Source organism: Aeromicrobium sp. (genome assembly GCF_036675695.1).
Classification (GTDB): Bacteria; Actinomycetota; Actinomycetes; order Propionibacteriales; family Nocardioidaceae; genus Aeromicrobium.
Genome location: NZ_JAKFEL010000176.1, coordinates 58783 through 80280 on the forward strand (window position 1 = coordinate 58783; position 21498 = coordinate 80280).

The 21498-nt window shown below is 63.8% G+C and carries 26 protein-coding genes and 1 pseudogene; 22 read left to right on the plus strand and 5 right to left on the minus strand.

The window, feature by feature from the left end; all coding sequences use genetic code 11:
• The first annotated feature begins 27 nt into the window (after positions 1 to 27).
• Positions 28 to 471, plus strand: coding sequence for a hypothetical protein (locus V6M39_RS11605; protein ID WP_332643976.1), 444 nt, complete (start codon positions 28 to 30; stop codon positions 469 to 471).
• On the opposite strand, the gene V6M39_RS11610 is transcribed toward V6M39_RS11605, so the two are convergent.
• Positions 468 to 1184: a DNA alkylation repair protein gene (locus V6M39_RS11610; RefSeq protein WP_332643977.1), complete on the minus strand. Its 717-nt coding sequence runs from the start codon at positions 1182 to 1184 to the stop codon at positions 468 to 470. The genes V6M39_RS11605 and V6M39_RS11610 overlap by 4 nt on opposite strands.
• A gap of 39 nt (positions 1185 to 1223) precedes the next feature.
• Between V6M39_RS11610 and V6M39_RS11615 the strand changes: the two genes are divergently transcribed.
• Positions 1224 to 1583, plus strand: a complete 360-nt coding sequence (locus tag V6M39_RS11615; RefSeq protein ID WP_332643978.1) for an MmcQ/YjbR family DNA-binding protein — start codon at positions 1224 to 1226, stop codon at positions 1581 to 1583.
• On the opposite strand, the gene V6M39_RS11620 is transcribed toward V6M39_RS11615, so the two are convergent.
• Both V6M39_RS11620 and V6M39_RS11625 read right to left on the minus strand, forming a co-directional pair.
• Complete coding sequence (locus tag V6M39_RS11620; RefSeq protein ID WP_332643979.1) at positions 1580 to 2587, minus strand: DUF4349 domain-containing protein; 1008 nt, start codon at positions 2585 to 2587, stop codon at positions 1580 to 1582. The two genes, V6M39_RS11615 and V6M39_RS11620, sit on opposite strands and share 4 nt — an antisense overlap.
• A complete protein-coding gene (locus V6M39_RS11625) occupies positions 2584 to 3153 on the minus strand; it encodes an RNA polymerase sigma factor (RefSeq protein WP_332643980.1) in 570 nt (189 codons plus the stop codon). The genes V6M39_RS11620 and V6M39_RS11625 overlap by 4 nt, the downstream gene beginning before the upstream one ends.
• A gap of 106 nt (positions 3154 to 3259) precedes the next feature.
• On the opposite strand from V6M39_RS11625, the gene V6M39_RS11630 reads away from it, so the two are divergent.
• The 18 genes and pseudogenes from V6M39_RS11630 (at position 3260) to V6M39_RS11710 (ending at position 18257) form a co-directional block, all read left to right on the plus strand.
• Positions 3260 to 3748, plus strand: coding sequence for a hypothetical protein (locus V6M39_RS11630; protein ID WP_332643981.1), 489 nt, complete (start codon positions 3260 to 3262; stop codon positions 3746 to 3748).
• Positions 3749 to 3820: 72 nt separating this feature from the next.
• Entirely contained in the window at positions 3821 to 3994 is a 174-nt protein-coding gene (locus V6M39_RS11635; protein WP_332643982.1) for a Flp family type IVb pilin, read from the plus strand.
• 155 nt (positions 3995 to 4149) lie between these two features.
• A complete protein-coding gene (locus V6M39_RS11640; protein ID WP_332643983.1) occupies positions 4150 to 4332 on the plus strand; it encodes a Flp family type IVb pilin in 183 nt (60 codons plus the stop codon).
• 144 nt (positions 4333 to 4476) lie between these two features.
• Entirely contained in the window at positions 4477 to 4848 is a 372-nt protein-coding gene (locus tag V6M39_RS11645; RefSeq protein WP_332643984.1) for a TadE/TadG family type IV pilus assembly protein, read from the plus strand.
• On the plus strand, positions 4836 to 6173 hold the full coding sequence (locus V6M39_RS11650; RefSeq protein WP_332643985.1) for a TadE/TadG family type IV pilus assembly protein: 1338 nt from the start codon (positions 4836 to 4838) through the stop codon (positions 6171 to 6173). The genes V6M39_RS11645 and V6M39_RS11650 overlap by 13 nt, the downstream gene beginning before the upstream one ends.
• Positions 6174 to 6212: 39 nt before the next feature.
• Positions 6213 to 6911 carry a Flp pilus assembly protein CpaB gene (gene cpaB / locus V6M39_RS11655; protein ID WP_332643986.1) on the plus strand — a complete coding sequence of 233 codons (699 nt, stop codon included), beginning with the start codon at positions 6213 to 6215 and terminating at the stop codon, positions 6909 to 6911.
• A complete protein-coding gene (locus V6M39_RS11660) occupies positions 6908 to 8125 on the plus strand; it encodes an AAA family ATPase (protein WP_332643987.1) in 1218 nt (405 codons plus the stop codon). Before cpaB ends, V6M39_RS11660 begins: the two co-directional genes overlap by 4 nt.
• Positions 8126 to 8150: 25 nt before the next feature.
• Positions 8151 to 9560 (plus strand): CpaF family protein, encoded by a 1410-nt coding sequence (locus tag V6M39_RS11665; protein ID WP_332643988.1) that lies wholly within the window; start codon positions 8151 to 8153, stop codon positions 9558 to 9560.
• Complete coding sequence (locus V6M39_RS11670) at positions 9557 to 10495, plus strand: type II secretion system F family protein (RefSeq protein ID WP_332643989.1); 939 nt, start codon at positions 9557 to 9559, stop codon at positions 10493 to 10495. The genes V6M39_RS11665 and V6M39_RS11670 overlap by 4 nt, the downstream gene beginning before the upstream one ends.
• A 9-nt stretch (positions 10496 to 10504) precedes the next feature.
• Positions 10505 to 11377, plus strand: coding sequence for a type II secretion system F family protein (locus V6M39_RS11675; RefSeq protein ID WP_332643990.1), 873 nt, complete (start codon positions 10505 to 10507; stop codon positions 11375 to 11377).
• A 286-nt stretch (positions 11378 to 11663) separates the two neighbouring features.
• Positions 11664 to 12194, plus strand: a pseudogene (locus tag V6M39_RS18095) (AAA family ATPase); the annotation flags it as partial.
• Positions 12195 to 12819: 625 nt separating this feature from the next.
• Positions 12820 to 13305: a pentapeptide repeat-containing protein gene (locus V6M39_RS18100; protein WP_442880782.1), complete on the plus strand. Its 486-nt coding sequence runs from the start codon at positions 12820 to 12822 to the stop codon at positions 13303 to 13305.
• A 154-nt stretch (positions 13306 to 13459) separates the two neighbouring features.
• Entirely contained in the window at positions 13460 to 14716 is a 1257-nt protein-coding gene (locus tag V6M39_RS11685) for a CpaF family protein (RefSeq protein ID WP_332643992.1), read from the plus strand.
• A gap of 172 nt (positions 14717 to 14888) precedes the next feature.
• Entirely contained in the window at positions 14889 to 16091 is a 1203-nt protein-coding gene (locus tag V6M39_RS11690) for an alkane 1-monooxygenase (RefSeq protein WP_332643993.1), read from the plus strand.
• A complete protein-coding gene (locus tag V6M39_RS11695) occupies positions 16088 to 16321 on the plus strand; it encodes a rubredoxin (protein ID WP_332643994.1) in 234 nt (77 codons plus the stop codon). The genes V6M39_RS11690 and V6M39_RS11695 overlap by 4 nt, the downstream gene beginning before the upstream one ends.
• The gene (locus tag V6M39_RS11700; protein WP_332643995.1) at positions 16318 to 16485 is read left to right on the plus strand and encodes a rubredoxin; all 168 of its coding nucleotides are present in this window, start codon (positions 16318 to 16320) and stop codon (positions 16483 to 16485) included. Before V6M39_RS11695 ends, V6M39_RS11700 begins: the two co-directional genes overlap by 4 nt.
• 3 nt (positions 16486 to 16488) lie before the next feature.
• The gene (locus tag V6M39_RS11705; protein ID WP_332643996.1) at positions 16489 to 17670 is read left to right on the plus strand and encodes an NAD(P)/FAD-dependent oxidoreductase; all 1182 of its coding nucleotides are present in this window, start codon (positions 16489 to 16491) and stop codon (positions 17668 to 17670) included.
• Entirely contained in the window at positions 17667 to 18257 is a 591-nt protein-coding gene (locus V6M39_RS11710; RefSeq protein WP_332643997.1) for a TetR family transcriptional regulator, read from the plus strand. Before V6M39_RS11705 ends, V6M39_RS11710 begins: the two co-directional genes overlap by 4 nt.
• Here the strand turns inward: V6M39_RS11710 and V6M39_RS11715 are convergent.
• Together V6M39_RS11715 and V6M39_RS11720 are read right to left on the minus strand one after the other, a co-directional pair.
• Positions 18254 to 18769 (minus strand): DinB family protein, encoded by a 516-nt coding sequence (locus V6M39_RS11715; protein WP_332643998.1) that lies wholly within the window; start codon positions 18767 to 18769, stop codon positions 18254 to 18256. The two genes, V6M39_RS11710 and V6M39_RS11715, sit on opposite strands and share 4 nt — an antisense overlap.
• Positions 18770 to 18790: 21 nt before the next feature.
• Complete coding sequence (locus V6M39_RS11720; protein ID WP_332643999.1) at positions 18791 to 20500, minus strand: dolichyl-phosphate-mannose--protein mannosyltransferase; 1710 nt, start codon at positions 20498 to 20500, stop codon at positions 18791 to 18793.
• A 28-nt stretch (positions 20501 to 20528) separates the two neighbouring features.
• On the opposite strand from V6M39_RS11720, the gene rsmI reads away from it, so the two are divergent.
• Positions 20529 to 21356, plus strand: a complete 828-nt coding sequence (gene rsmI / locus V6M39_RS11725; RefSeq protein ID WP_332644000.1) for a 16S rRNA (cytidine(1402)-2'-O)-methyltransferase — start codon at positions 20529 to 20531, stop codon at positions 21354 to 21356.
• 35 nt (positions 21357 to 21391) lie between these two features.
• Positions 21392 to 21498, plus strand: a 107-nt coding sequence (locus V6M39_RS11730; protein ID WP_332644002.1) for a class I tRNA ligase family protein, incomplete at its 3' end; no start/stop codon positions are given.

The following is a 21498-nucleotide window of genomic DNA, read 5'->3' on the forward strand; positions in this document are numbered from 1 at the left end:
AACCCGATGCCGGCGACACACTCAGGTATGAGAACTCGCTGGCTCGCCCTGCTGATTGTCTTGGCGCCACTGTTCGTACCGGCGCCTGCGTCCGCCCTTAGCTGTGTGCCGTTCTCGGAGCAGAAGCCCCATTCGAGCTTCGCCGGGACGATCGTGCAGCAGCGCGGCGACGCCTATCTGTTCGTCGTACGCGAGGTGTGGAGCGGCCCGGACCTCGACGCACGAACCTGGATCGCCTTCGATGACCTCTGGCACGAGCCGATCCCCGGTCTCGGTGAGGCGTGGGTGGTCTATGCCGACGGGTCGTGGCGCGCCAACACGTGCACCGTCACTCCTGACCGGACTGGCGCTGAGGCCCTTCGTCCGGAGAAGGTCAGGAAGCCCACACCGACGACGTGGTGGAGCGCGATCCGTACGAGTCTGATCAGCACCTGGATGCTGGTGCCCGTGCCGGTCAATGACGAGCGCTAACGCATCGCGCGGAAACGGGCCTTCTCGTCCGGATCGAGGTGCTCGATCGCGTAGGTGAGCATGATCCGCGGCATTGATGCCGCGTGCTGCTCGAGGAATGACAGCAGGGCGTCACGGTTGACCCCGCCGACCGACCGCAGCACGGTGCCGACGGCTTTGTGGATCAGCTCTTCGGGATCGGCGATCAGCACTGCGCTGATCGCCAAAGCATCCTCGGTCTCGCCGTTGGCAATGATCGGGAAGCACGCATAGCAAGCCGTACGTCGCTCCCAGATGACCTCGGACCTGGCCAGCTCGTGCAGCACATCTCGCGGCTTGTCGAGCAACCAGCCGCCGACCGTATGGCGCGCGGCCAGATCGACGAGGTCCCAGTTGTTGATGCGGTCGTGCCGGCGCAGGTAGAGCTCGAAGAGTGCCCGGCGCTCGTCATCGGTCGACTTCTTGTGCGCCGACTTCTTGCCCATGATGCTCAGGGCTCCGACGCGCATTTCGTGGATCGGGCTCTCCAACAGCGTCTCGAGCTCACCGATCGGCATGTCGAGATGCTCCTTGGCGAGGTCGAACAGGTGCCCCATCCGTACGCCGATGAACGTGTCTCCCTCGGCGTACTCGCCGGGACCGGAACGGAAGTAGCGCTGAATCTTCCGCAGCTCCTCGTCGGACTGCAGCGCGTGAACGCGCTCGGCGAATGCCACTGCCGTGAGCTCCGTCATCGCACCATTGTGTCGCCCCGGCGTCGTACGCTCGCCGACATGGTGACTGTGGAGGACGTGCGCCGGCTCGCCGAGACATTGCCACGCGCGTACGAAGTGCTGGTGCGCGACCGGATCAAGTTCCGCGTCGACAGCCTGGTGTTCGTGGCGTTCTCACGCGACGAGGAGTTCATGGGGTTCGGCTTCCCGAAGGAAGAACGTGCCGACCTTGTCGCCAACCGACCCGACACGTTCCTGATGCCCAGGGTCAGCGACCTGCGCTATCAGTGGGTGGTCGCGCGGATGGCTGCGCTCGACATAGATGAGATGGAGGAGCTGGTCATCGATGCCTGGCGCATGTGCGTGCCCAAGTTCGTGGCGCGTTCGTACTCGGAGGGCACAGACGTGGAAGGTGTCTAGTTCCACTCGCGGCGGGGAGCGATCAGCCGGTAGGCGCCGTAGAGCACCACGGCGATCGCGGCCCAGGGGAGCATGATCCCGAGAAACTCGACGATGTTGTTGAGCGTCGAGACCAGCGCGTTCCAGCCGTCGATCACACCGCCCTTGAAGCCGCCGGGGGAGACGCTGTCGGCCTTGGCCTTCTCCGAAAGCTCGATCGACAGCGTCGACAGCTGGACTTGATCGGCGATGGACGCGCGCTGCGCCGACAGGCTCTCGAGCTGCTCCTGGCGCTGGGTGAGTGCGCCTTCGGCCTTGATCAGCTCGTTGCTGGTGGTCGCATCGGCCATGATCTTCTGGAGTCGCTTGATGGACAACTTGAGCGCATCGATCCGTGCGTCGAGATCCTGGGCCTGAGACGTCACGTCCTGGTTCTGCAGCGAGACATTGGTGACCGAGCCGTACGTCTTGAGCTTGGCGATCGTCGCGGTGACCTTGTTGCTCGGCACCCTGACCTCGAGATATGCAGCCTCGTACTTGTCGTCGGAGCTTTCGCTCCGGGAGTCGACGCGACCGCCGATGGAGTCGACGTACGCGCTGACCTTCTGCGCCGATCCGCGCGGGTCGCTGACGGTGACGCTGACCGAACCCGTCACGATCACTTCGCGATCTGCGTCCAGCTGGCTTGCTCCATCTGAAGCGGCCTCGTCGGTGACGGAGTTGCGACCTGCATCTTCGTTGGCGTAGGCCTCAGGTGCACTCGCCCCGCTTGAATCGCCGCCGCCCTCGATGACCTTGGAATCTCCGGCACTGGAGCTTGAATCGCTGCCGCTCGTTGCGATGTTCTGTGAGTCGCTGAGTGTCTTGACGCCGATGGTGCCGAAGCCGACCACCAAGACGCTGGCGGCGGCGAGGCCGACGGCTCGGCGAGTGCGGGTGCCGCGGCGCTTGATATCGCCGTCGACGGCGTTCATGACAGTGGAGCGCATCGACTCGATGCGGTCGTCAGTGAGCATGGCGTTCATACGTTCTCCCTCATGGAGCGGAGGTCGGCGCGGAGCCGGCTTCGAAGTCTGGACAGTCGATTGCGTACGACGGCGTGGCTCACGCCCAGTTCACGGGCCGCGAGCTCGTACGTGTGGTCGCCGACTACGCACAGGTCATACAGCTGACGGTCGGTGGGTGAGAGGGCCGCGACGGCCTTGTCGATCTCGGCTCGTATCTGCGCGCCCTCGACCTCGTCCTCGACGGACGATCCGTCTGTGAGGTCCTGATCGAGCTCGCTGTGGCGAGCTTTGAGCGCCCGTCGCCGGGCGTTGAGAGCCGTGAATCTCGCGGTGACGAGCAGCCACGGCAGTGCAGACTCGTCGACCAGGTTGATGGCGCGGATCTTGTTCCAGGTCGTGATGAACACGTCCTGCGTGATGTCTTCGGCCTCATCCGCATCACGTACGACCGAGAACGCCTGCCAATAGACAGGGCGGACGTGACGGTCGTAGAGCTGCCCGAAGGCGGCGCGATCGCCGTCGGCGGCACGCGCCAACAGCTCGGCGTCGCCGTGCGAAGGTGCTTGTGTCGTCGGTGAGGCCACCGTCGGCTCCGATCTGGGCTGTGGTTCGGACGTCTATTCCACTTATGTCGAGACAACCACGACCGTCTCAGTAAAGTGGAAGAACGTCCGCGAGGAGGGTGCTGGTATGCGACGCATGATCGTGCTGGTCGTTGGTGTCGTCGCGCTTGCTGTCATCGTCGTCGCCGGTTATCGGCCGACGGGCAATGTCGCCGAGGCCGCCAAGGCCTCGGTCGTCGACCCGCAGCCTCGACCCGCGCCTGAGCCACGCTTCAGCCGTACGACCTACGGCGTCACCAATCTCGACGGCTCAGACGCGATGCTCGATGAGTGCAAGGGGCCCGTCGCTGTGTTTCTCGGCGAGGCTCGGCCGACGCTGGTCGCCGAGCACGACTACTGCGGTGGCATGTTCTGGATGGCCAGGCTCAAAGAGGGCGACGCGGTCAAGCTGGACGGCAAAGGCGTCGATGACGGCATTTTTGTGGTGACCAGCCTGAAGTACGAAACTCGCAACCAAGTGACGGTTGGAGACCTTCCGGAGGCCGATGTGGTCCTCCAGACCTGCGTCACCAAGACCAGACTGGTGCTCGTCGGTATGGAACGGTACGAGGCCTGATCCGATCGAGCCATACCCCTTCAGCAGATCTCGACCTACCGTCGGAGCAGGGAGATTCTGAGGGAGTAGAACATGAAATACATCCACGACACGCCCGCCCGCGAGCGAGGCGCCACAGGCGTCGAATACGCGCTCGTGATCGGGCTCGTGAGCCTGGTCATCGTCGGAGCCGCCGTGAGCCTCGGAGGCGGATTTGCCGTCTGGGCGAACACGCTCGTCGGCGCAGTTGACGCATTGCTCAACTAATTTTCTGCGCGCTGCCACCAGTCAGACTGTGCGGCAATAGTCATTCGGGGCCATGAAAGATGGCCCGGACAATCGCCTAGTTTTGAGTTTTTTGCCCCTAAGTTCTGGATTGGGAGCGTCACCGTCCGGTGGCGAAGAATTTGAGGGAGTAACTCATGTTTAATCACGCAATCGCATATGTCATGTCCGTCATCGCCACGGACAAGAGCAAAGAAGAGGGTGCGACCGCCGTCGAGTACGCGCTGGTCATCGGCCTGGTCTCGATCGTCGTCGTTGGAGCTGTAGCTCTCTTCGGTCCGAAGATCACGACCTTCGTCAACGGCGTCAGCTTCACCTGAGCGCGGGCCGTTCGACGCCTTCCCTCTCGGGAGCCGGCGTCAACCGGACGGGGTGGGCCGCGCAAGCGAACCCGCCCCGCTCCGGACCCGGGGTCTATGGGAGTGGACCCTCTCGCAGCACTGCATGAACATGGGTGGGAGCACATGTACGCATCACGGGAACGTGGTGCCGCCGCTGTCGAGTTCGCTCTGATCGTTCCTCTTCTGGTCACATTCCTCTTCGGAATCGTCGAGGGTGGCACGCGGTATTCGCAGCAGAATGAGGTCAATCACTGGGCGTACCTCGTGGCGCGGGACCTGTCGATCGATCCGACGAAGTCGGCGAGCAGCCTTGTCACGACCCTCAAGGGGTCTGACACCCACTCGTACACGGTTGCGGTGTCACCTACCTCGCTGTGCACCTCCACCACGAACAACCAGGTGACTGTCACGATCAGCACTTTGCGCTCTTCGCCGAGCGGGATATTCGGCAGTTACACGATCAAAGGCAAGGGCGTGGCCCGATGCGAGAATTGATCCGACGCCTCAACCATCCCGGCGATGACCGGGGTGTCGCAGCGACCTTCTTCGGACTCGCGATCGTGGTTCTGATCGCAGGCCTCGGCCTCAGCGTCGACGTGGGAAACGTCGCCTACCAGCGCAACAATGCACAACACGCCGCCGACTCGGCGGCCCGGGAGCTCGCGAGGGCGTGTGCCACCGACCCATCGTCGACGCAATGCGTCGCACTTCAGCCAAGTGCCAAGACCATCGCCGACAAGTCGTTCGACGGCGGATCGGTCACAGCCTCGTGGACCGCGTCCACGGGCCGTGTCACGGTCACGGTCGACAAGGACATCGACACCCCATTGCTGGGTGTCATCGGGGTCAACTCGAAGCACGTGAGAGCCAAGGCGGTCGCCTCGGCGATGGCCGGACATCCGACCAAGGGGCTGGTCGCGCTACCGCTCGGGGTGTCGTACTGCACCTGGAAGAACAACGCGCAGTACGCAGGGACGCCGAGCGAGGCAAATCACAAGACCGCGATTCGCACGGACACCCTCCAGAGTCTGCGCACCATGCTTTCGCCGATCGACACCTCAGCGCTGCGCGCGCTACTCGACATCGAAGGGTTCCAGGACTATCTGGACACCAAGGCGGTCGACAAGTGCACCGAGGAGGACGGCACCCAGATCGGGACGTTCAAGGGAGCCGTGTGGCTCACCGGCGAGACCGTGGTGAGCAACATCATCAAAGGCCTGTTTGACTGGGACGCTGCCAAGTGTGAGCTCCAGGTCGACAACGAGCTGAGCACCTTCCTGGGTGGGCTGCAGGGAGCCGCGCTGTTGCCGCAGGGCTGCGCGCAGCACTTCGGCAACGGCAAGCCCATCGACGTCGGCAAGACGATCCTGATCCCGGTGTTCAAGCCGTACTCCACATTGCAGGACGAGTACGGCCTCAAGCTCGCCACGGCCTGTGCGAGTCTGCTCGGTGGATCGCACGCGTGCGTTGAGATTCCGCCCAAGCTGGGTGTCGAGATCGTCGGCTACGCACCGTTCGTGGTCACCGGCTGGAAGTACCCCGGCAATCCGGCAAACGTCGACGGCAGCGTGTCCTGTGCGGACATCCCGATGACCTACAACCTCAAGACCGCCCTGCTCCAGTCGCTGAGCCTGGTTGAACTCGTCCTGAACCTCGGCCTCAGCGTCGTGAACGGTCTGTTGGGTCAGGACCTGACCGCGTCCATCTCCTGCAACGGCCTGCAGGGCTACTTCACCAAGACCTTCACCAAGGACCCGAACTTCGAGTACGAGACGGGCCAGGACGAGTTCGGGGCCAACTACGTCGCGCTCGTCGAGTAATCACCATCCACCATCCATCGATTAAGGGAAACGATCGATATGAACAAAAGAGTCATAGCCGCAGTCGCGGCGGGCGTGCTCGCCCTGCTGGGCGTGCTCGTGCTCGTCGTCTGGGCGCAAGGCGCCAACGACCGAGCGTTCGAGGGAGCGAAGCTGGTCTCCGTCGTCAGAACCACGGACGACGTCAGTCAGGGCGCCAGCGCGTCCGACCTCGCGGAAAGCACTGAGATCGTCAAGCTTCCCGCGGAGTCCGTGCCAGATGGTGCCGTCACGGACCTTGACCAGATCGCAGGGCTTGCGACCAACGCCAGCCTGCAGGCCGGTGAGGTACTGCTCAAGTCCCGCATGGTCGCGCCGGGGGATCGCAAAGGCTCGACGGATGTGCCGAAGGGGTTCCAGGAGATCTCCATCGCCCTCGACCCCGAGCACTCAGTGGCTGGCTCGATCAAGGCCGGCGACCGCGTTGGCATGGTGGTGTCATTTGAGCCGAAGGACAGCAGCGCACCCCAGTTCACGGACTTCGTCCTCAACCAAGTCCTCGTCACGAAGGCCAAGACCGCCATCGTGGGCGACAAGGGGGAGATCTCTGGATCGATGATCACGCTCGCGGTCAAGACGCTGGACGCAGAACGCGTCGCGCACTCCCAGAAATGGGGAACCGTGTGGCTGACGCTGCAGAACTCCGACACCGATACCTCCGGTGCAAAGCTCATCACCGCCAAGGAGGTCGTCGAATGACACGCGCGCTGATACTTGCGGGCACGGGGGAGTTCGTTGCCCGAGTCAATGTCCATCCGGGTACGCAAGTCGTGTCGCTGAGCCGGGACACGATCGAGAGCGAGCGGTTCGACCTGATCCGCAGCCTCGATCCGCAGTCGTTGCCTGACATCATCTTCGTCGGTGCCGCACTGCCGATGGAAAAGGCGCTGGACATCGGCCGCAAGATCGACGAGACGTACCCTCTGATCGACCTGGTGCTGGTCGACCGTCGCGCCGGCGAGGTTCCAGCGGACACCGTCGTCGAGGCGATGCGCGCGGGATTTCGCGACGTGCTGCCAGCCGACATGGTCGAAGACCGGCTTCGGGACGTGCTGCGCCGTGCCGAGCTGCACGGACTCAAGGCGGAGGCTCCGCCGGCCGTCCTGGGCGGCAAGCCAGTGGTGCCCAGTCAGCCGCCAGAGGAGAGCCGGACCATCACGGTCATCTCGCCCAAGGGTGGAGTCGGCAAGACCAGCATCGCCACCAATATGGCGATCGGGTTGGCGGAGGACTTCCCCTCGGAAGTCGTGCTGGTCGACCTCGATCTACAGTTCGGCGACGTTGCATCGGCCCTGAACCTGACGCCGACCCACACGATCGAGGAGGCCCTCACGCCTTCGGCAGCGGCTGACAACCTTGTGGTCAAGACGATGCTGACGGTCCATTCGGCAGGGTTCCATGTGCTCTGCGGCGCGGAGTCGCCGGCAGCAAACGACGAGGTGACCGGTCTGCAGATCGTCAGGCTGATCAACCAGTTGTCGACTCAGTTCCGCTTCGTGATCATCGACACTGCAGGTGGGCTGCCTGAGGCCACTCTTGCCGCGCTCGAGGTCACGGATGACGTGGTGATCGTTTCGACGATGGATGTCGCCTGCGTCCGCGGCGTTCGAAGGGCCGTAGACATGCTGGCTCAGATCGGATTGTTGCCGGCTTCCCGGGTGCTGACACTCAATCTGGCAAGCAATCAGTCGGGTATGAAGGTCAAGGACGTCGAGGCGGCCGTGGGCCTGCCGGTCGACATCGTGATAGCGCGGTCCAACGACGTGCAGCTCGCCGCGAACCATGGCGTGCCGTTGATGTTGAACAAGAAGAAGGGCGGACCATTCGTCAAGTCCATCCGCGCGCTGATCACTCACCTCGAGAACATGGGATCGCCGAGCCAACGCACCCACAAGCGTCTGGACGTGGCATGAGCACCCGGGATGCAGGTGAGTCGTCATGACTCTCAGCGACCGGCTGGCGACAGCCCGCGACCGATCCCTTCTGCAGGCGCATGCCGATCTGCAGTCTGATCCCGAGGCCCTGCCACACTTCGAGATGTCGAAGGATCCCACCCCGACTCTGGTCGTCACAGATGCGCTGGCGGCGGTCAAGGCTCGAGCGGTCGAGGAGCTCTTCAAGCGCCTGGGCACCCGTATCAACGATCCGTCGCTGACAGAGGCGCAACTGCACGAGTTCGTACGCGAGGAGCTCTCCGCGATCATCGAGGACGAGCAGCTGCTGCTGACCGTCGACGAGCGCTCCCGCTTCATCCAGGACATCGAGGACGATGCACTCGGGCTTGGGCCTCTGCAGCGCGTTCTGGAAGATCCGAGCGTCACGGAGATCATGGTCAATGGCCACGACACGATCTACGTGGAGCGGGACGGCAAGATCACCCGTAGTCCGCTCCAGTTCGCCTCGGAGCAGCATCTGCGTCGTGCGATCGAGCGGATCGTCGGCCGCGTGGGACGGCGCATCGATGAATCCTCGCCGATGGTCGACGCCCGCCTGCAGGACGGCTCGCGCGTCAACGCTGTCGTGCCGCCGCTGGCCGTACGCGGATCGTCGCTCACCATTCGCAAGTTCTCCGAGACACCGTTCACGGTCGAGAACCTGATCGAGTTCGGCTCGATGACGCCACAGATCGCCGCGTTGCTCCGTGCCGCGGTCGAGTCGCGCCTCAACATCCTCGTGAGTGGCGGTACCGGCACCGGCAAGACAACGCTGTTGAACGTGCTGTCGAGCTTCATTCCCGATGGCGAGCGCATCGTCACGATCGAGGATGCAATGGAGCTCAAGCTGCAGCAGGAGCATGTCGTCCAGCTGGAGGCCAGGCCACCGAACATCGAGGGTTCCGGCGAGATCACGATCCGGGATCTCGTCCGCAACTCCTTGCGTATGCGGCCCGACCGCATTGTTGTAGGCGAGTGTCGCAGCGGTGAGGCGCTGGACATGCTGCAAGCGATGAACACAGGTCACGACGGGTCGATCAGCACGCTTCACGCCAACGCCCCCCGCGACTGCATTGCTCGTCTCGAGACCCTCGTCCTGATGGCCGGCATGGACCTTCCCCTCCGCGCGATCCGTGAGCAGGTGGCTTCCGCTGTCGACCTGATCGTCCAGATTCAGCGACTTCGTGACGGCACCCGGCGCATCACCCACGTCACGGAGGTGCTCGGCATGGAGGGAGACGTCATCGTGCTTCAGGACGCGTTCTTGTTCGACTTCACGGCCGGCACGGACGCCGAGGGCAAGTTCTTGGGAGTGCAGAAGCCGACCGGGGTACGCCCGCGCTTCACAGATCGCTTCGCGGAGTATGGCGTCGATTTCGACATCTCCAACTTCAACCTGGGGAGCGTCTCATGAACCTCGTGATCCTGGGCATTGTGCTCGTAACGACGGCGGTCGGACTGTTCGCGCATGCATTGTTTGTGGACCCTGTGCCGCGGGTACCGAAAGCTCGCCGCCTTGGTACGGCCGCGCCGAGCGAGCCGCTGTGGCGGGTGACGTACCGAGCGATCGTCACCAGCGTCGATCGTCTGCTGAAGAGTCGGGGTTGGGTTCCGTTCCGGGCAGCAGAGCTCGAGATGGCCGACATCAAGAAGCCGCCAGGCGTCGTGGTGACCTGGGTGGTGGCAGCTGCCACCGCGGCATTCGTCATCGGCTTCGCCCTGGGTCGCAGCCTGGTGACCGGGAGTGCCTTGGCGATCCTCGTGCCGATCGTGGCCAAGCTGGTCCTCAAGATTCGCGCTGGTCGCCGCCAGAAGGATTTCTCCAAGCAGCTCGACAACACCCTGCGGATCATCGCGTCGGCTCTGAGGGCAGGACAAAGCCTGCCGGTCGCGCTCAACTCGGTCGCCGCCGACGCGGCCCCGCCGATGTCGGAGGAGATCACCCGGATCATCAACGAGAACCGGTTGGGTCGCGATCTGGTGGTGGCGATGCTCGACACTGCTGAGCGAAACGGCAGCGAGGACTTTCGCTGGTTTGCCGAAGCCGTGGAGGTGCAGCGTGACTCGGGCGGCAACCTCAACGACATCATCGACACCGTTGCGGAGACCATCCGTGGCCGAGCGGAGATCCGCGAGAAGATCCGTGCCTATGCCTCGGAGGGCAAGGCTTCGTGTTACGTCCTCATGGCCCTGCCGATCGTGCTGGCATTGACGTACTCGTTGATGAACCCCGGCTACATGGATCCACTGTTCCAGACGACGATCGGCGTCATTCTCCTTTTCGTCTCAGGCATCCTTTACACGATCTCGTGGTTCTGGATGCGCGCAATCATCGCGATCAAGGTCTGAGGTCCTGCCATGGTGATCATCGGAGCACTGTTCCTGCTGGCGGCACTCGGCGCGTTGTCGGCGTCATTAGGCCTGGTCGCCTTGCCAGACCGGGCGGTCCGCGAACGGCTCGTAGGGGAGGAGCGCGCGCCGGCTGAGCCCGCAGGCAAGCGGATCAAGCAGATCGACAAGCCCGAGGACTCGGTCAAGTACGTCACCACGACCGGAATGTTGAGCCGGATCGAGCGGAATCTCCTCCTGGCCGGTCACCCGGCCGGCTGGTCGATGCGCAACATCATCTTGGCAAAGCTCTTGATCCCGATCCCGGTCCTGCTCTTCGTGACCAGAGCGTTCTTCATGAACCCGACGACGGTCAAGGTGATTCTCGGAGTGATCGCCATCGTCGTGTCCTATTTCGTGCCGGATCTCCTTCTCAAGAGCCGGGCGCAAGAGCGACAGGACGAGATGCAGCGCGCGCTGCCCGACCTGCTCGACAAGATCGTCATCACGATCGAGGCGGGCCTCGGCTTCGAGTCCGCGCTGTCGAAGTCCGCGGAGTCCGCCAGCGGTCCGCTCGCCGACGAATTCGTGCGCACCGTGCAGGACATCCGACTCGGAATGTCGCGGCGAGCGGCGTACGAAGCGCTTCAGGAGCGCACGACGTCCGAGGACATCCACTCATTCCTCCGCGGCATCATCCAGGCGGAGGTCCACGGCTCGTCGATCTCTGGCATGGTTCGCGTCCAGTCGCAGGAGATGCGCATGAAACGCAAGCTCCGCGCCGAGGCAAAGGCCGGTCAGGTGTCGGTCAAGCTGCTCGGTCCACTGATGGTGTGCATCTTCCCGGTGCTCTTCATCGTGGTGCTGGCTCCCGGAGTCCTGAATGCATTCGACACGTTCTGAGACTCCGCCGATGGCCGCTCAGGCGTCGGCGGCGCGGCCGAGGTTGGGGTTAGTTTCCCACCCGGCCACGGCTCGCAGGCGACCGTCCCGAGCCTTGCTCGGGGCGGTCGTCTGCGGCGTGCCAGTGTCCAGGGAGCTACAGATCGCGGAAGCCAGCTGGTGCGGTTGGAGGGAATAGCCACATTGGGCCTTTTTTGAACTTTGGCCTAGGGCCGCGTTCGCGGCCCCCTATCGTGTTGCTCGGGGACGCATCGGGCTCCCCTCAAACAGCTATGGGCAGTGGCGAATGACGTCTGACCTGGACCCGACGCGGAACCCTCAGGTGACTCGAGGACAGATCATCGTGGTCGCCTCGCCCAAGGGTGGCGTGGGCAAGAGCACCGTGGCGACAAATCTCGCGATCCTGCTTGCCAAGCAGGCCCCGCTGCAGACTGTCCTGGTCGACCTGGACCTCCAGTTCGGTGACGTGGCGAGCCAGCTCGATCTCAAACCGGACCACACCATCAGCGACGCCGTGAGCGCCGGACTCTCCGACACGATGCTGTTCAAGACGTTTCTGGCTCCTCATTCCAGCGGTCTCCTTGTCCTCGCCGGGGTGGAGTCGCCGCTTGCCGGCGGCCGGATCAGCGACGAGCAGGCAGTTGCTGTGCTCGAGTTTCTTGCTGCGGAGTTCCCGGTCGTGATCGTCGACACGGCCAGCGGCTTGGTCGATCACACCCTTGCGGCGCTTGAGCTCGCCACCGATGTGGTCCTTGTGACGAACATGGGTGTTTCGAGCATCAAGTCTCTGCGCAGGGAGCTGGACCTCCTCGCGGCTCTGGACCTGACCTTCACCCGCCACGTCGTGCTCAACTTCTGCGACCGCATCTCGGGTCTGACGGTCGAGGTCGCTGCGGGCGTCGTCGGTTGTCCCATCGACGTGGTGCTGCCTCGCGTTGAGGACGGTCCTCTCGCCGCGAACCTCGGTATCCCGATCGTGCTGCGGAAGAAGCCGGGCGTGATGGGCAAGGGCCTGTCCGATCTCGCCGGCAGATTGGGACTTCGTTCGATGGAGTCACCGGTTGAGGCGGAGGCTGACCGCTGGCACAGCATGCGCTGGAGGAGCCAGGGGGAACCACTTTCAGCAGAAGAGACCGCGGGTCTGGAGCAGGCCCCAGAGCCGGAGCAGACCCTGGAGCTGGAGCCGGAGCAAGGCGCCAGTCGTATGAGCTGGCGTGAGAGGAAGAGCAAGCGCGAGAGGGGCGAGGGGGGACAGGCTCAGGAAGAGCGGACCGAGCAAGAGCTGGCTCCTTACGGCCTGGCCGAAGGCGTGACGAGTCAGGTCGCAAGGGCTGAAGAAGAGCAGCCCGAGGTGGAGCAGGCCGCAGAAGAGCAAGCCGAGGTTGAGCAGGGCGCAGAAGAGCAAGCCGAGGTGGAGCAGGGCGCAGAAGAGCAGGCCGAGGATGAGCAGCCTGAGGGGGAGCAGGCCGCAGAAGAACAGTCCGAGGAAGAGCAACTTGAGGTGGAGCAGGCTGAGGCGGAGCAGGCTGAAGAAGAGCAACTTGAGGTGGAGCAGCCTGAGGTGGAGCAGCCTGAGGTGGAGCAGGCTGAAGAAGAGCAACTTGAGGTGGAGCAGCCTGAGGTGGAGCAGGCTGAAGGAGAGCAGGCTGAAGAAGAGCAGGCTGAAGAAGAGCAGGCTGAAGAAGAGCAGGCTGAAGAAGAGCAGGCTGAAGAAGAGCAGGCTGAAGAAGAGCAGCCTGAGGGGGAGCAGGCCGAGGAAGAGCAGCCTGAGGGGGAGCAGCCTGAGGTGGAGCAGGCCGAGGAAGAGCAGCCCGAGGTTGAGCAGGCTGAAGAAGAGCAGGCTGAAGAAGAGCAGGCCGAGGAAGAGCAGGCTGAACACGCGCAGGCCCAGGGCGAGCAGGGTGGGCGCCGAAAGCGGTGGGAACTGAAGGGCCGGCGCCCGAAGGGCGTAGAGGGGCAGGATCAGGAAGAGATCATTCAGACCGAGCAGGTCGGGCGCCGAAAGCGCAGGGATGGGAAGCGCAGGCGTGTGACGCGCGAGAAAGAGCAAGCTCAAGACGAGACGAGCCAGGAGAAGAGGTCATGAGCAGACTCAACGACCGACTCGAAGGGGTGCGGCAGAGCGAGCCGGATGAGGCCCAAGATCCCTCGGAACCGACCGCCGCGCCGGTCCTTGGTCGACGACGTGCTGAGCACGATCCGCAGCCGGCGCAGCCCCTTGGCGAGGGGTCCCGACTGACTCAGGACATCGAGGACGACGCGTTGAGCCTTGGCCCGCTGCAACGCATGCTCGACGACCCGACGATCACGGAGATCATGGTCAATGGCCACCAGCAGATATACGTCGAGCGCGGCGGCCGCCTGACGATGACGAGGGTGCACTTCGACTCCGAGGAGCATCTACGGAGCGTGATCGAAAGACTTGTTGCTCAGGTGGGCTGCAGGATCGACGAAACCTCGCCGCTGGTCGACGCTCGCCTGCTCGACGGTACGCGCGTCAATGCGATCATCCCTCCGCTTGCCGTCCATGGATCGTCCCTGAACATTCGAAAGTTCTCCGACACCCCGTACGAGGTGGACAACCTCGTGGGATTCGGGACGATGACCCAGGCTGTCGCTGATCTCCTGAAGGCATGTGTGGACGCCCGGCTCAACATCGTTGTCTCGGGAGGTACCGGAACTGGGAAGACGACGTTGCTCAACGTGATCTCATCGTTCATCCCAGCCAATCAACGCATCGTGACGATCGAGAACGCGATCGAGCTCAAGCTAAGACAGCGGCACGTCGTGACGCTGGAAGCCCAGCCATCCAACCTCGAACATGGCGACGAGATCACGATTCGCGACCTCGTCCGAAACGCACTTCGCATGCGCCCCGATCGCATCGTGGTCGGTGAGTGCCGTGGCGCCGAGGCGCTCGACATGCTGCAGGCAATGATCACCGGCCACGACGGGTCGATCTCGACCCTGCACGCGAACTCGCCGCGCGAAGCGGTCGCGCGCCTCGAGACCATGTCGCTGATGGCCGGAACGGATCTGCCCGCGTGGGCGATCAGAGAGCAGGTGGCTTCAGCTGTCGACGTGATCATCCACCTTGATCGTATGCGTGATGGCTCGCGCCGAATCACAGCAATCACGGAGGTGCTCGGCATGGAGAACGACCTCGTCGTGCTCCAGGATGTCTTCGTCTTCGACTACGCGGCCGGCTTTGACGCAAACGGAAAGTACCGAGGAACCCAGATTCCAACCGGCACTCGCCCGAGGTTCATCGACACGTTCGAGCAGAAGGGTGTCGGATACGACCTTCACGGTCTGGATCGCGGAAAGGTCGTGAGCTAGCCGCTGTCGCTCGCTCCCCCGGTGACGATCGCTTTCCGCCGCTTGTTCGAGTCGTTCGGATCACTTTGCATCGGAGAAGCCGCGTACCCCTTGCCGCTTCACTTTACATTTGATACCTTTGTGTAAAGCACCAGTCCTTGAGACAGCTCCCACGGTGCACAAGGAGGACATCATGACGATTCAGGCAACGGTCGACGGAGTCGACATCCAGTGGCGCGATAGCAAGCGCTATCTGTGGCTGATGGGCGCGATCATTCCGCTCATCCCCATGGCCATGTGGGGCTTGTACGCGTGGACCGGATCGACGCTGTCGTGGTACTTCGGCCCGTTCTTTGTCTTTGTGATGATCCCGATCGCCGATGCCATTGCCGGCATCGACCGCGACAACCCGCCTGACGAGATCATTGATGCCTTGGAGGAAGACCGTTACTACCGCTGGGTGACCTACGCGTTCATTCCCGTGCAGATCATCGGCCTCATCTGGGGCGCCTACCTGCTCGGTGGCGGCACGCTTCCCGGGATCGACGATCCGCTGACCGTCGTCCAGAAGATCGGACTTGCACTCGGTCTCGGCATGGTCGCCGGTATCGGCATCAACACGGCACACGAACTCGGTCACAAGAAGGAGGAGTACGAGCGCTGGTTCGCCCGCGTCGCGCTCGCGCAGACCTTCTACGGACACTTCTTCATCGAGCACAACCGCGGCCACCACGTACGCGTCGCAACTCCCGAGGATCCGGCGAGCGGCCGCCTCGGCGAGACCGTCTGGGAGTTCATGCCTCGTACGGTGTGGGGCAGCCTCAAGAGCGCGTGGGAGCTGGAGAAGAAGCGCTTCGCGCGCCAGAAGAAGACCCACTGGTCGATCAAGAACGACCTGTTCAACGCGTGGATGTTCTCCGTCGTGCTGTGGGGTGGGCTGACCATCGCGTTCGGCCCCGAGATCCTTCCGTACCTGGTGCTTCAGGCGATCGCCGGCATCTGGCTCCTGGAGTCGGTCAACTACCTCGAGCACTACGGCATGAAGCGCCAGCTGCTCGAGTCCGGACGCTACGAGCGGGTCAACCCGAGCCACAGCTGGAACAGCAACAACATCGGCACGAACGTGCTGCTCTATCACCTGCAGCGCCACAGTGATCACCACGCGAATCCGACCCGTCGCTACCAGGCGCTGCGTGACTTCAAGGAAGCTCCGGTGCTCCCGACGGGTTATGCAGGCATGATCGTTCTCTCGTGGGTGCCGCAGGTCTGGCGCTCCGTGATGGACAAGCGCGTCATGAGCCACTACGACGGTGACCTCAGCCTCGCCAACGTCCACCCGCGTACGGCTGCCAAGTACGCACGGAAGTACGGCTCGGGGGAGAAGGTCGCCGCATGAGTCAGTTCATCTGCCCCAACTGTGAGTACGTGTACGACGAGGACAAGGGCGGTCCTCGCGAGGGCTGGCCGGCTGGAACCCCGTTCGCCGAGGTCGATGCCGACTGGACGTGCCCCGACTGCGGCGTACGCGAGCAGGTCGACTTCGTACCGATCGAGGAGTTCGAGCACAACGATCAGGACGGAAACATCATTGCCGCGGAAACGCGCGCGAAGAAGGAACAGTCATGAAGCGGTGGGAGTGCCAGCAGTGCGGGTTCATCTACGACGAGGCCGAAGGCTGGGAAGAAGAGAACATCCCGCCCGGCACGAAGTGGGAGGACATCCCCGACGACTGGACCTGCCCCGACTGCGGTGCGGCCAAGGCTGACTTCGAAATGTTGGAACTGGTCTGAGTCGTGAGAACTGTCATCGTCGGTGCCGGTATCGCGGGAGTCAGCGCTGCTGGCGCACTCCGCGCGTCAGGTCGTGAAGGCGAGATCGTCCTGATCGGCGATGAACCCGAGCTGCCCTATCGCCGACCGCCGGTCTCCAAGGAGATCGTTCGCGGCGAGAAGACCACGGACGAGATCCGCATCAAGAAGGCGGAATGGTTCGCTGGCCAGCAGATCACCCTGCGCACCGGCACCACGGTGACGTCGATCGGCGACGGCGCGGTCCATCTCGACGCCGAAGAGTTGGCCTACGACCAGCTCCTGCTCGCAACCGGCGGCCGAGCGCGCAACCCGTGGAACGCGATGGGCATCCGTACGCTGCGGTCAGTTGCTGACGTTCCGCGCCTTCAGTCCGAAATGGCTGCCGGCAAGCACCTCGTTGTCGTTGGCGCCGGCCTGATCGGTTCCGAGATCGCCGCCAGTGCTCGCGGGCTCCGGTGTGAGGTCACGCTTCTCGAGACAGCTCAGGCGCCGCTGCCGCGCCTGCTCCCTCCGGAACTCGCGCAGATGTACGTCGAGCTGCACAAGGCCGAGGGCACTGACCTTCACACCAACGTGACCGTTTCGTCGATCACCGACGAAGGCGAGACCGTCGTGCGCGCCGATGACGGACGATCCTGGTCCGGACCGGTCGTGGTGGTCGCGGTCGGCATGGAGCCGAATATCGCACTCGCCGAACAGGCGGGTCTCGCGATCGCACCTCCTGAGGACGGCGGCGGCATCCTGGTCGACGAGTTCGGCCACACGTCTGCGCCAGGCATTTTCGCCGCCGGCGATGTCGCCAACCAGCCGACTCCGTCATTTCTGGGTGGGGTGCTGGGCGGCCGCCACCGGGTCGAGCACTGGCAGGGCGCACAGAACCATGGCGCCGCTGTCGGCAAGAACATGGCGGGATTGGCAACTCCCTTCGAGGAGGTGCCCTGGTGCTGGTCCGACCAGTACGGACACACGCTGCAGGTGGTCGGCTGGCCGCTCGCGACGCATGAGCTGGTCGTACGCGGCTCGCTCGCGGGGCACGACTTCACCGCCTATCTGCTTGAGGACGGCGTCGTACGCGGGGCAGTTGCGATGGCCCGTCCCGGCGAGATCCGCACGGCCCGCAAATGGATTGCCGACGGTGCCCGCCTTGAGGATGTGCTGTCATGACTGTCGACGTGCGCGTACCCGTACGAGAACGCCTGCTGGATGCAGCCCAGGCCGTGATCGAGACCTCCGGCTGGTCGAGCCTGACCATGGCCGGCATCGCCGATGCTGCCGGAGTCAGTCGGCAGACGGTTTACAACGAGTTCAGCAACAAACACGGCCTGGCCGAGCAGCTGGCCATGCGTGAGCTGGGGCGGTTCCTTGACATCGTGCGCGAGCGTATGGCGGCGGAGACCACGCTCGTCGACGGGATTCGCGCAGCCTGCGAAGGCGCCCTGCTGATGGGGGAGCAGAGCTTGCTCGTCCGCACGATTGTCACGTCGCTCCCCGAGGAGCAAGACGCAGACTTCCTGCAGATACTGACCACGGAGTCGGGCGAGATCGTCGAAGCGGCCGTGACGGTCGTCAAGCAGTCGGTCGTCGATCTCTTCCCTCCGGTGCCCCTGACTGACGCCGAGCTCGAGGTCGCCGTCGAGGTCGTCGTGCGTCTCGTGTTGTCGGCGATCACTCGACCCTCGAAGCCGTCACTCGAAGCCGCCGAGGACATTGCCTGGATCATCGGCCTGGCGCTCAAAGGTGCTGGCGGCTAGCGACCGGTCACTCCGTCGATCGCCTGACGCAGGATGTCGGCGTGCCCGTTGTGCCGGGCGTACTCGCCGATCATGTGCACGTAGGTCATCCGTAGCGACATGTCTGCGCCATGGTTGGTGAAGGTGTCGTCGAACGACATGCCAGCGACGGCTTCGTCGCCGAGCCGCCATTCCTCCTGGATCTGCTCGAACGCAGCGGGTGCCTCCTCCGGCACGAGATGCTCGAAGTCGTGGTCCTTGCCGAGCGACAGGTCATACAGCGGTTCGATGCCGGTCGCACCGGCACGGATGCGGAACCACGTGCGCTCAACCTTCGCCATGTGGCGTACGAGGCCAAGCAGTGACAGATTCGAGGGTGGCACGGGCTGAAGGACCAGCTGCTCGCCGGTGAGCCCGGCGCAGATGTTGAGGAGCGTCGCGCGTTCCCACTGGAGGAAGGTCTCGAGGATCGGACGGTCAGGTCCGGTGAGCGGGCCGTCTACCGGGTCGATCGCGGGCGCGGTCCAAGACATTGCCACATCGTAGACACGGACCTAGATCCAGCGGTTGAACCACATGCGGTCGCGCCAGGAGTCATAGCTGATCAGGTCATCGGTGTAGATCGGGTGGAAGAACCAGAACGTCGCAATGACCGCTGTCAGGAGTACGCCAGCGACGAGCCACACTGCGTAGCGCTGGCGGGGTGTCTCGGCGGCCTTGACGAGACCACTCACGACCAGTGAGATCGCGATGATCGTGAACGGGATCGAGACCACCGCATAGAACGAGAAGATCGGTCGACCCGACGAGATGAACCACGGCAACCAGCTGGCGGCAACGCCGAGGATGGGGACACCCCAAATTGAGTCACAAGTAGACATCCAAACCGCGACTGCTCCGATGAGTATGAGGGCGAGTATCCACGCGATCATCGAGTTGCTCAGCAACCAGTGCGGAATGGGATTTCCGAAGAAGACCGAAACCCTTATCGCCGCGAGTGTGCCGAAGATCGACAAGCCGAGACGCCAGTTGCTCTCGACGATCCACGCGACCACTGCTGCCATCAGGGCGAGAGCGCCGGTCCACCACAGCACCGGGTTGCCGAGCAGCAGGACCTCGCGCATGCAGCTCGAGCTTGCCGCGGCACCGCACGACTCGGCGGGGAGGTTGTTCTGCGCGTCCACGCCGACAGGTCGCTCCATCACGAGCCAGCCGAGCGGATTGGACTGGTACGGATGCGTCTTGCCGGCGAGGTAGTCGCCGGTATGGAACTCCCAGGTGATGCGGTGGTAGTGCCAGAGCGATCTGAAGGCGTCAAATGTCGGACCGAACGGACCGCCGGTCGGGTCGTTGACATAGGCGCCCCAACCCTTGCCCTCGCCGATGCCCTGGCCGAAGCGCTGCTCGTACAGGTCGTGGTGGATCAGCCAACCGGTCCAGGTGGCGATGTAGACGACGAAGGCGACGCCGACGATCGAGAAGAACGCGGGCACGCCGACCGCCAGCGTCGTGCGGACCCAGTGATGCTTCAAGCCGCGATCCTCGGTGTGCTCGCGCCGCGCCAGCACCTCCCAGATCACGACGAGCACGCCGAACACGGCGAGTACGTAAACGCCGCTCCACTTGGTTCCGCAGGCCATGCCGAAGCAGACTCCCGCGAGGAGCTGCCATGGGCGAATGACGCGGTACTTGTGGAGCCGTTCGCGTACCCAGTCGCGATCTGCGACCAGGCAGGCGACGCCGCTGATGATCCAGAACGCCAGGAACCCGTCAAGCAACGCAATGCGCGACATCACGAAATGCAGTCCGTCGAAGCACAGCAGCAGCCCGGCAAAGCATCCGATGATGGTCGAGCCGGTCAGCCGCCGGACCAGACGGGCGAGGATGAGAACGGTCAAGGTGCCGATCACGACGGCCGAGATTCGCCAGCCGAATGAGTCGAGTCCGAAGATCTGCTCGCCGATCGCGATGATCCACTTGCCGCCGTCTGGATGAGTGATCTGCGTCGGCTGTCCGGTCATCAGCCCGGTGAGGTCGCCGGCAATGACCTTCTCATTCGCCTTCTCGACGTAGTCCTGCACATAGCCGTGCTTGAGCAGCGACCACGCGTCCTTGGCGTAGTAGGTCTCGTCGAACATCAGCCGATTGGGATAGCCGACGTTCCAGATGCGTATGACAAACGCGAGCGCCGCGACTCCGATGGGGCCGATCCAGCCCCATGCGCGCTCTGACACGCGGTCGAGACGGAGCAGGGGGCGGGCCACGAATCGATCGTAGGCGAGGATGGGACGCATGCTGATCCTCGCCGCGACACCGATTGGGCAGGTCGCTGACGCGAGCAGTCGACTCGGTGAGGCGCTTGCGACCGCCGACGTTGTCGCCGCAGAGGACACCCGCCGGCTCAAGCGGCTGACATCCGAACTCGGCATCGAAATCACCGGACGCGTCGTGTCGTACTTCGAGGGCAACGAAGAGCGCCGGACGCCTGAGCTCGCGGCGATGCTGCGTGACGGTCTGACTGTCGTGCTGGTGACCGATGCGGGCATGCCCAGCGTTTCCGACCCCGGCTACCGACTCGTCGTCGCTGCGATCGAAGCAGACATCGCCGTGACCGCAATCCCGGGTCCGTCTGCGGTGCTCACCGCGCTTGCGGTCTCGGGCCTGCCCGTAGACCGGTTCTGCTTCGAGGGTTTCCCGCCGCGCAAGGCGGGGGAGCGTACGACGGCGTTCACCGAGCTCATCTCCGAACGCCGCACGATGGTGTTCTTCGAGTCGCCGCACCGTACGGAGGTGACACTGCGGTCCATGGCCGACGTGTTCGGCGCCTCGCGGCCGGCGGCGGTGTGCCGGGAGCTCACCAAGACGTACGAGGAGGTCGCCCGCGGTGGACTCTCAGAACTTGTGGAATGGGCCGCTGAGCAGGAGCAAGGCATCCGTGGCGAGGTGACGATCGTGGTCGGCGGGGCACCCGCTGACGCGCGTACATACACGGCCGAGGACCTCAAGGCCCTAGTCGCTGAGCGGCAGTCGGAGGGGTTGTCGCGCAAGGACGCCGTGGAGCAGGTCGCCGGCGAGACTGGGGCCCGCAAGAAGGACGTGTACGACGCTGCGCACTCGTGACGGAGCCGTCGCGACCGGTCACTAGGATTGAGGGCGTGTCCGACTCCACGTTCTACGTCACCACCCCGATCTACTACGTCAACGATGCCCCGCACATCGGGCACGGCTACACGACGGTCATGGGTGACATCATCACGCGCTG

What these genes read in the sequence shown, in the direction of transcription:
- V6M39_RS11605 (WP_332643976.1), top strand. Translation starts at nt 28, where the DNA reads ATGAGAACTCGCTGGCTCGCCCTGCTGATTGTCTTGGCGCCACTGTTC.
- V6M39_RS11610 (WP_332643977.1), bottom strand. Translation starts at nt 1,184, where the DNA reads ATGACGGAGCTCACGGCAGTGGCATTCGCCGAGCGCGTTCACGCGCTG.
- V6M39_RS11615 (WP_332643978.1), top strand. Translation starts at nt 1,224, where the DNA reads ATGGTGACTGTGGAGGACGTGCGCCGGCTCGCCGAGACATTGCCACGC.
- V6M39_RS11620 (WP_332643979.1), bottom strand. Translation starts at nt 2,587, where the DNA reads ATGAACGCCATGCTCACTGACGACCGCATCGAGTCGATGCGCTCCACT.
- V6M39_RS11630 (WP_332643981.1), top strand. Translation starts at nt 3,260, where the DNA reads ATGCGACGCATGATCGTGCTGGTCGTTGGTGTCGTCGCGCTTGCTGTC.
- V6M39_RS11635 (WP_332643982.1), top strand. Translation starts at nt 3,821, where the DNA reads ATGAAATACATCCACGACACGCCCGCCCGCGAGCGAGGCGCCACAGGC.
- V6M39_RS11640 (WP_332643983.1), top strand. Translation starts at nt 4,150, where the DNA reads ATGTTTAATCACGCAATCGCATATGTCATGTCCGTCATCGCCACGGAC.
- V6M39_RS11645 (WP_332643984.1), top strand. Translation starts at nt 4,477, where the DNA reads ATGTACGCATCACGGGAACGTGGTGCCGCCGCTGTCGAGTTCGCTCTG.
- V6M39_RS11650 (WP_332643985.1), top strand. Translation starts at nt 4,836, where the DNA reads ATGCGAGAATTGATCCGACGCCTCAACCATCCCGGCGATGACCGGGGT.
- cpaB (WP_332643986.1), top strand. Translation starts at nt 6,213, where the DNA reads ATGAACAAAAGAGTCATAGCCGCAGTCGCGGCGGGCGTGCTCGCCCTG.
- V6M39_RS11660 (WP_332643987.1), top strand. Translation starts at nt 6,908, where the DNA reads ATGACACGCGCGCTGATACTTGCGGGCACGGGGGAGTTCGTTGCCCGA.
- V6M39_RS11665 (WP_332643988.1), top strand. Translation starts at nt 8,151, where the DNA reads ATGACTCTCAGCGACCGGCTGGCGACAGCCCGCGACCGATCCCTTCTG.
- V6M39_RS11670 (WP_332643989.1), top strand. Translation starts at nt 9,557, where the DNA reads ATGAACCTCGTGATCCTGGGCATTGTGCTCGTAACGACGGCGGTCGGA.
- V6M39_RS11675 (WP_332643990.1), top strand. Translation starts at nt 10,505, where the DNA reads ATGGTGATCATCGGAGCACTGTTCCTGCTGGCGGCACTCGGCGCGTTG.
- V6M39_RS18100 (WP_442880782.1), top strand. Translation starts at nt 12,820, where the DNA reads ATGAGCAGCCTGAGGGGGAGCAGGCCGCAGAAGAACAGTCCGAGGAAG.
- V6M39_RS11685 (WP_332643992.1), top strand. Translation starts at nt 13,460, where the DNA reads ATGAGCAGACTCAACGACCGACTCGAAGGGGTGCGGCAGAGCGAGCCG.
- V6M39_RS11690 (WP_332643993.1), top strand. Translation starts at nt 14,889, where the DNA reads ATGACGATTCAGGCAACGGTCGACGGAGTCGACATCCAGTGGCGCGAT.
- V6M39_RS11695 (WP_332643994.1), top strand. Translation starts at nt 16,088, where the DNA reads ATGAGTCAGTTCATCTGCCCCAACTGTGAGTACGTGTACGACGAGGAC.
- V6M39_RS11700 (WP_332643995.1), top strand. Translation starts at nt 16,318, where the DNA reads ATGAAGCGGTGGGAGTGCCAGCAGTGCGGGTTCATCTACGACGAGGCC.
- V6M39_RS11710 (WP_332643997.1), top strand. Translation starts at nt 17,667, where the DNA reads ATGACTGTCGACGTGCGCGTACCCGTACGAGAACGCCTGCTGGATGCA.
- V6M39_RS11715 (WP_332643998.1), bottom strand. Translation starts at nt 18,769, where the DNA reads ATGTCTTGGACCGCGCCCGCGATCGACCCGGTAGACGGCCCGCTCACC.
- rsmI (WP_332644000.1), top strand. Translation starts at nt 20,529, where the DNA reads ATGCTGATCCTCGCCGCGACACCGATTGGGCAGGTCGCTGACGCGAGC.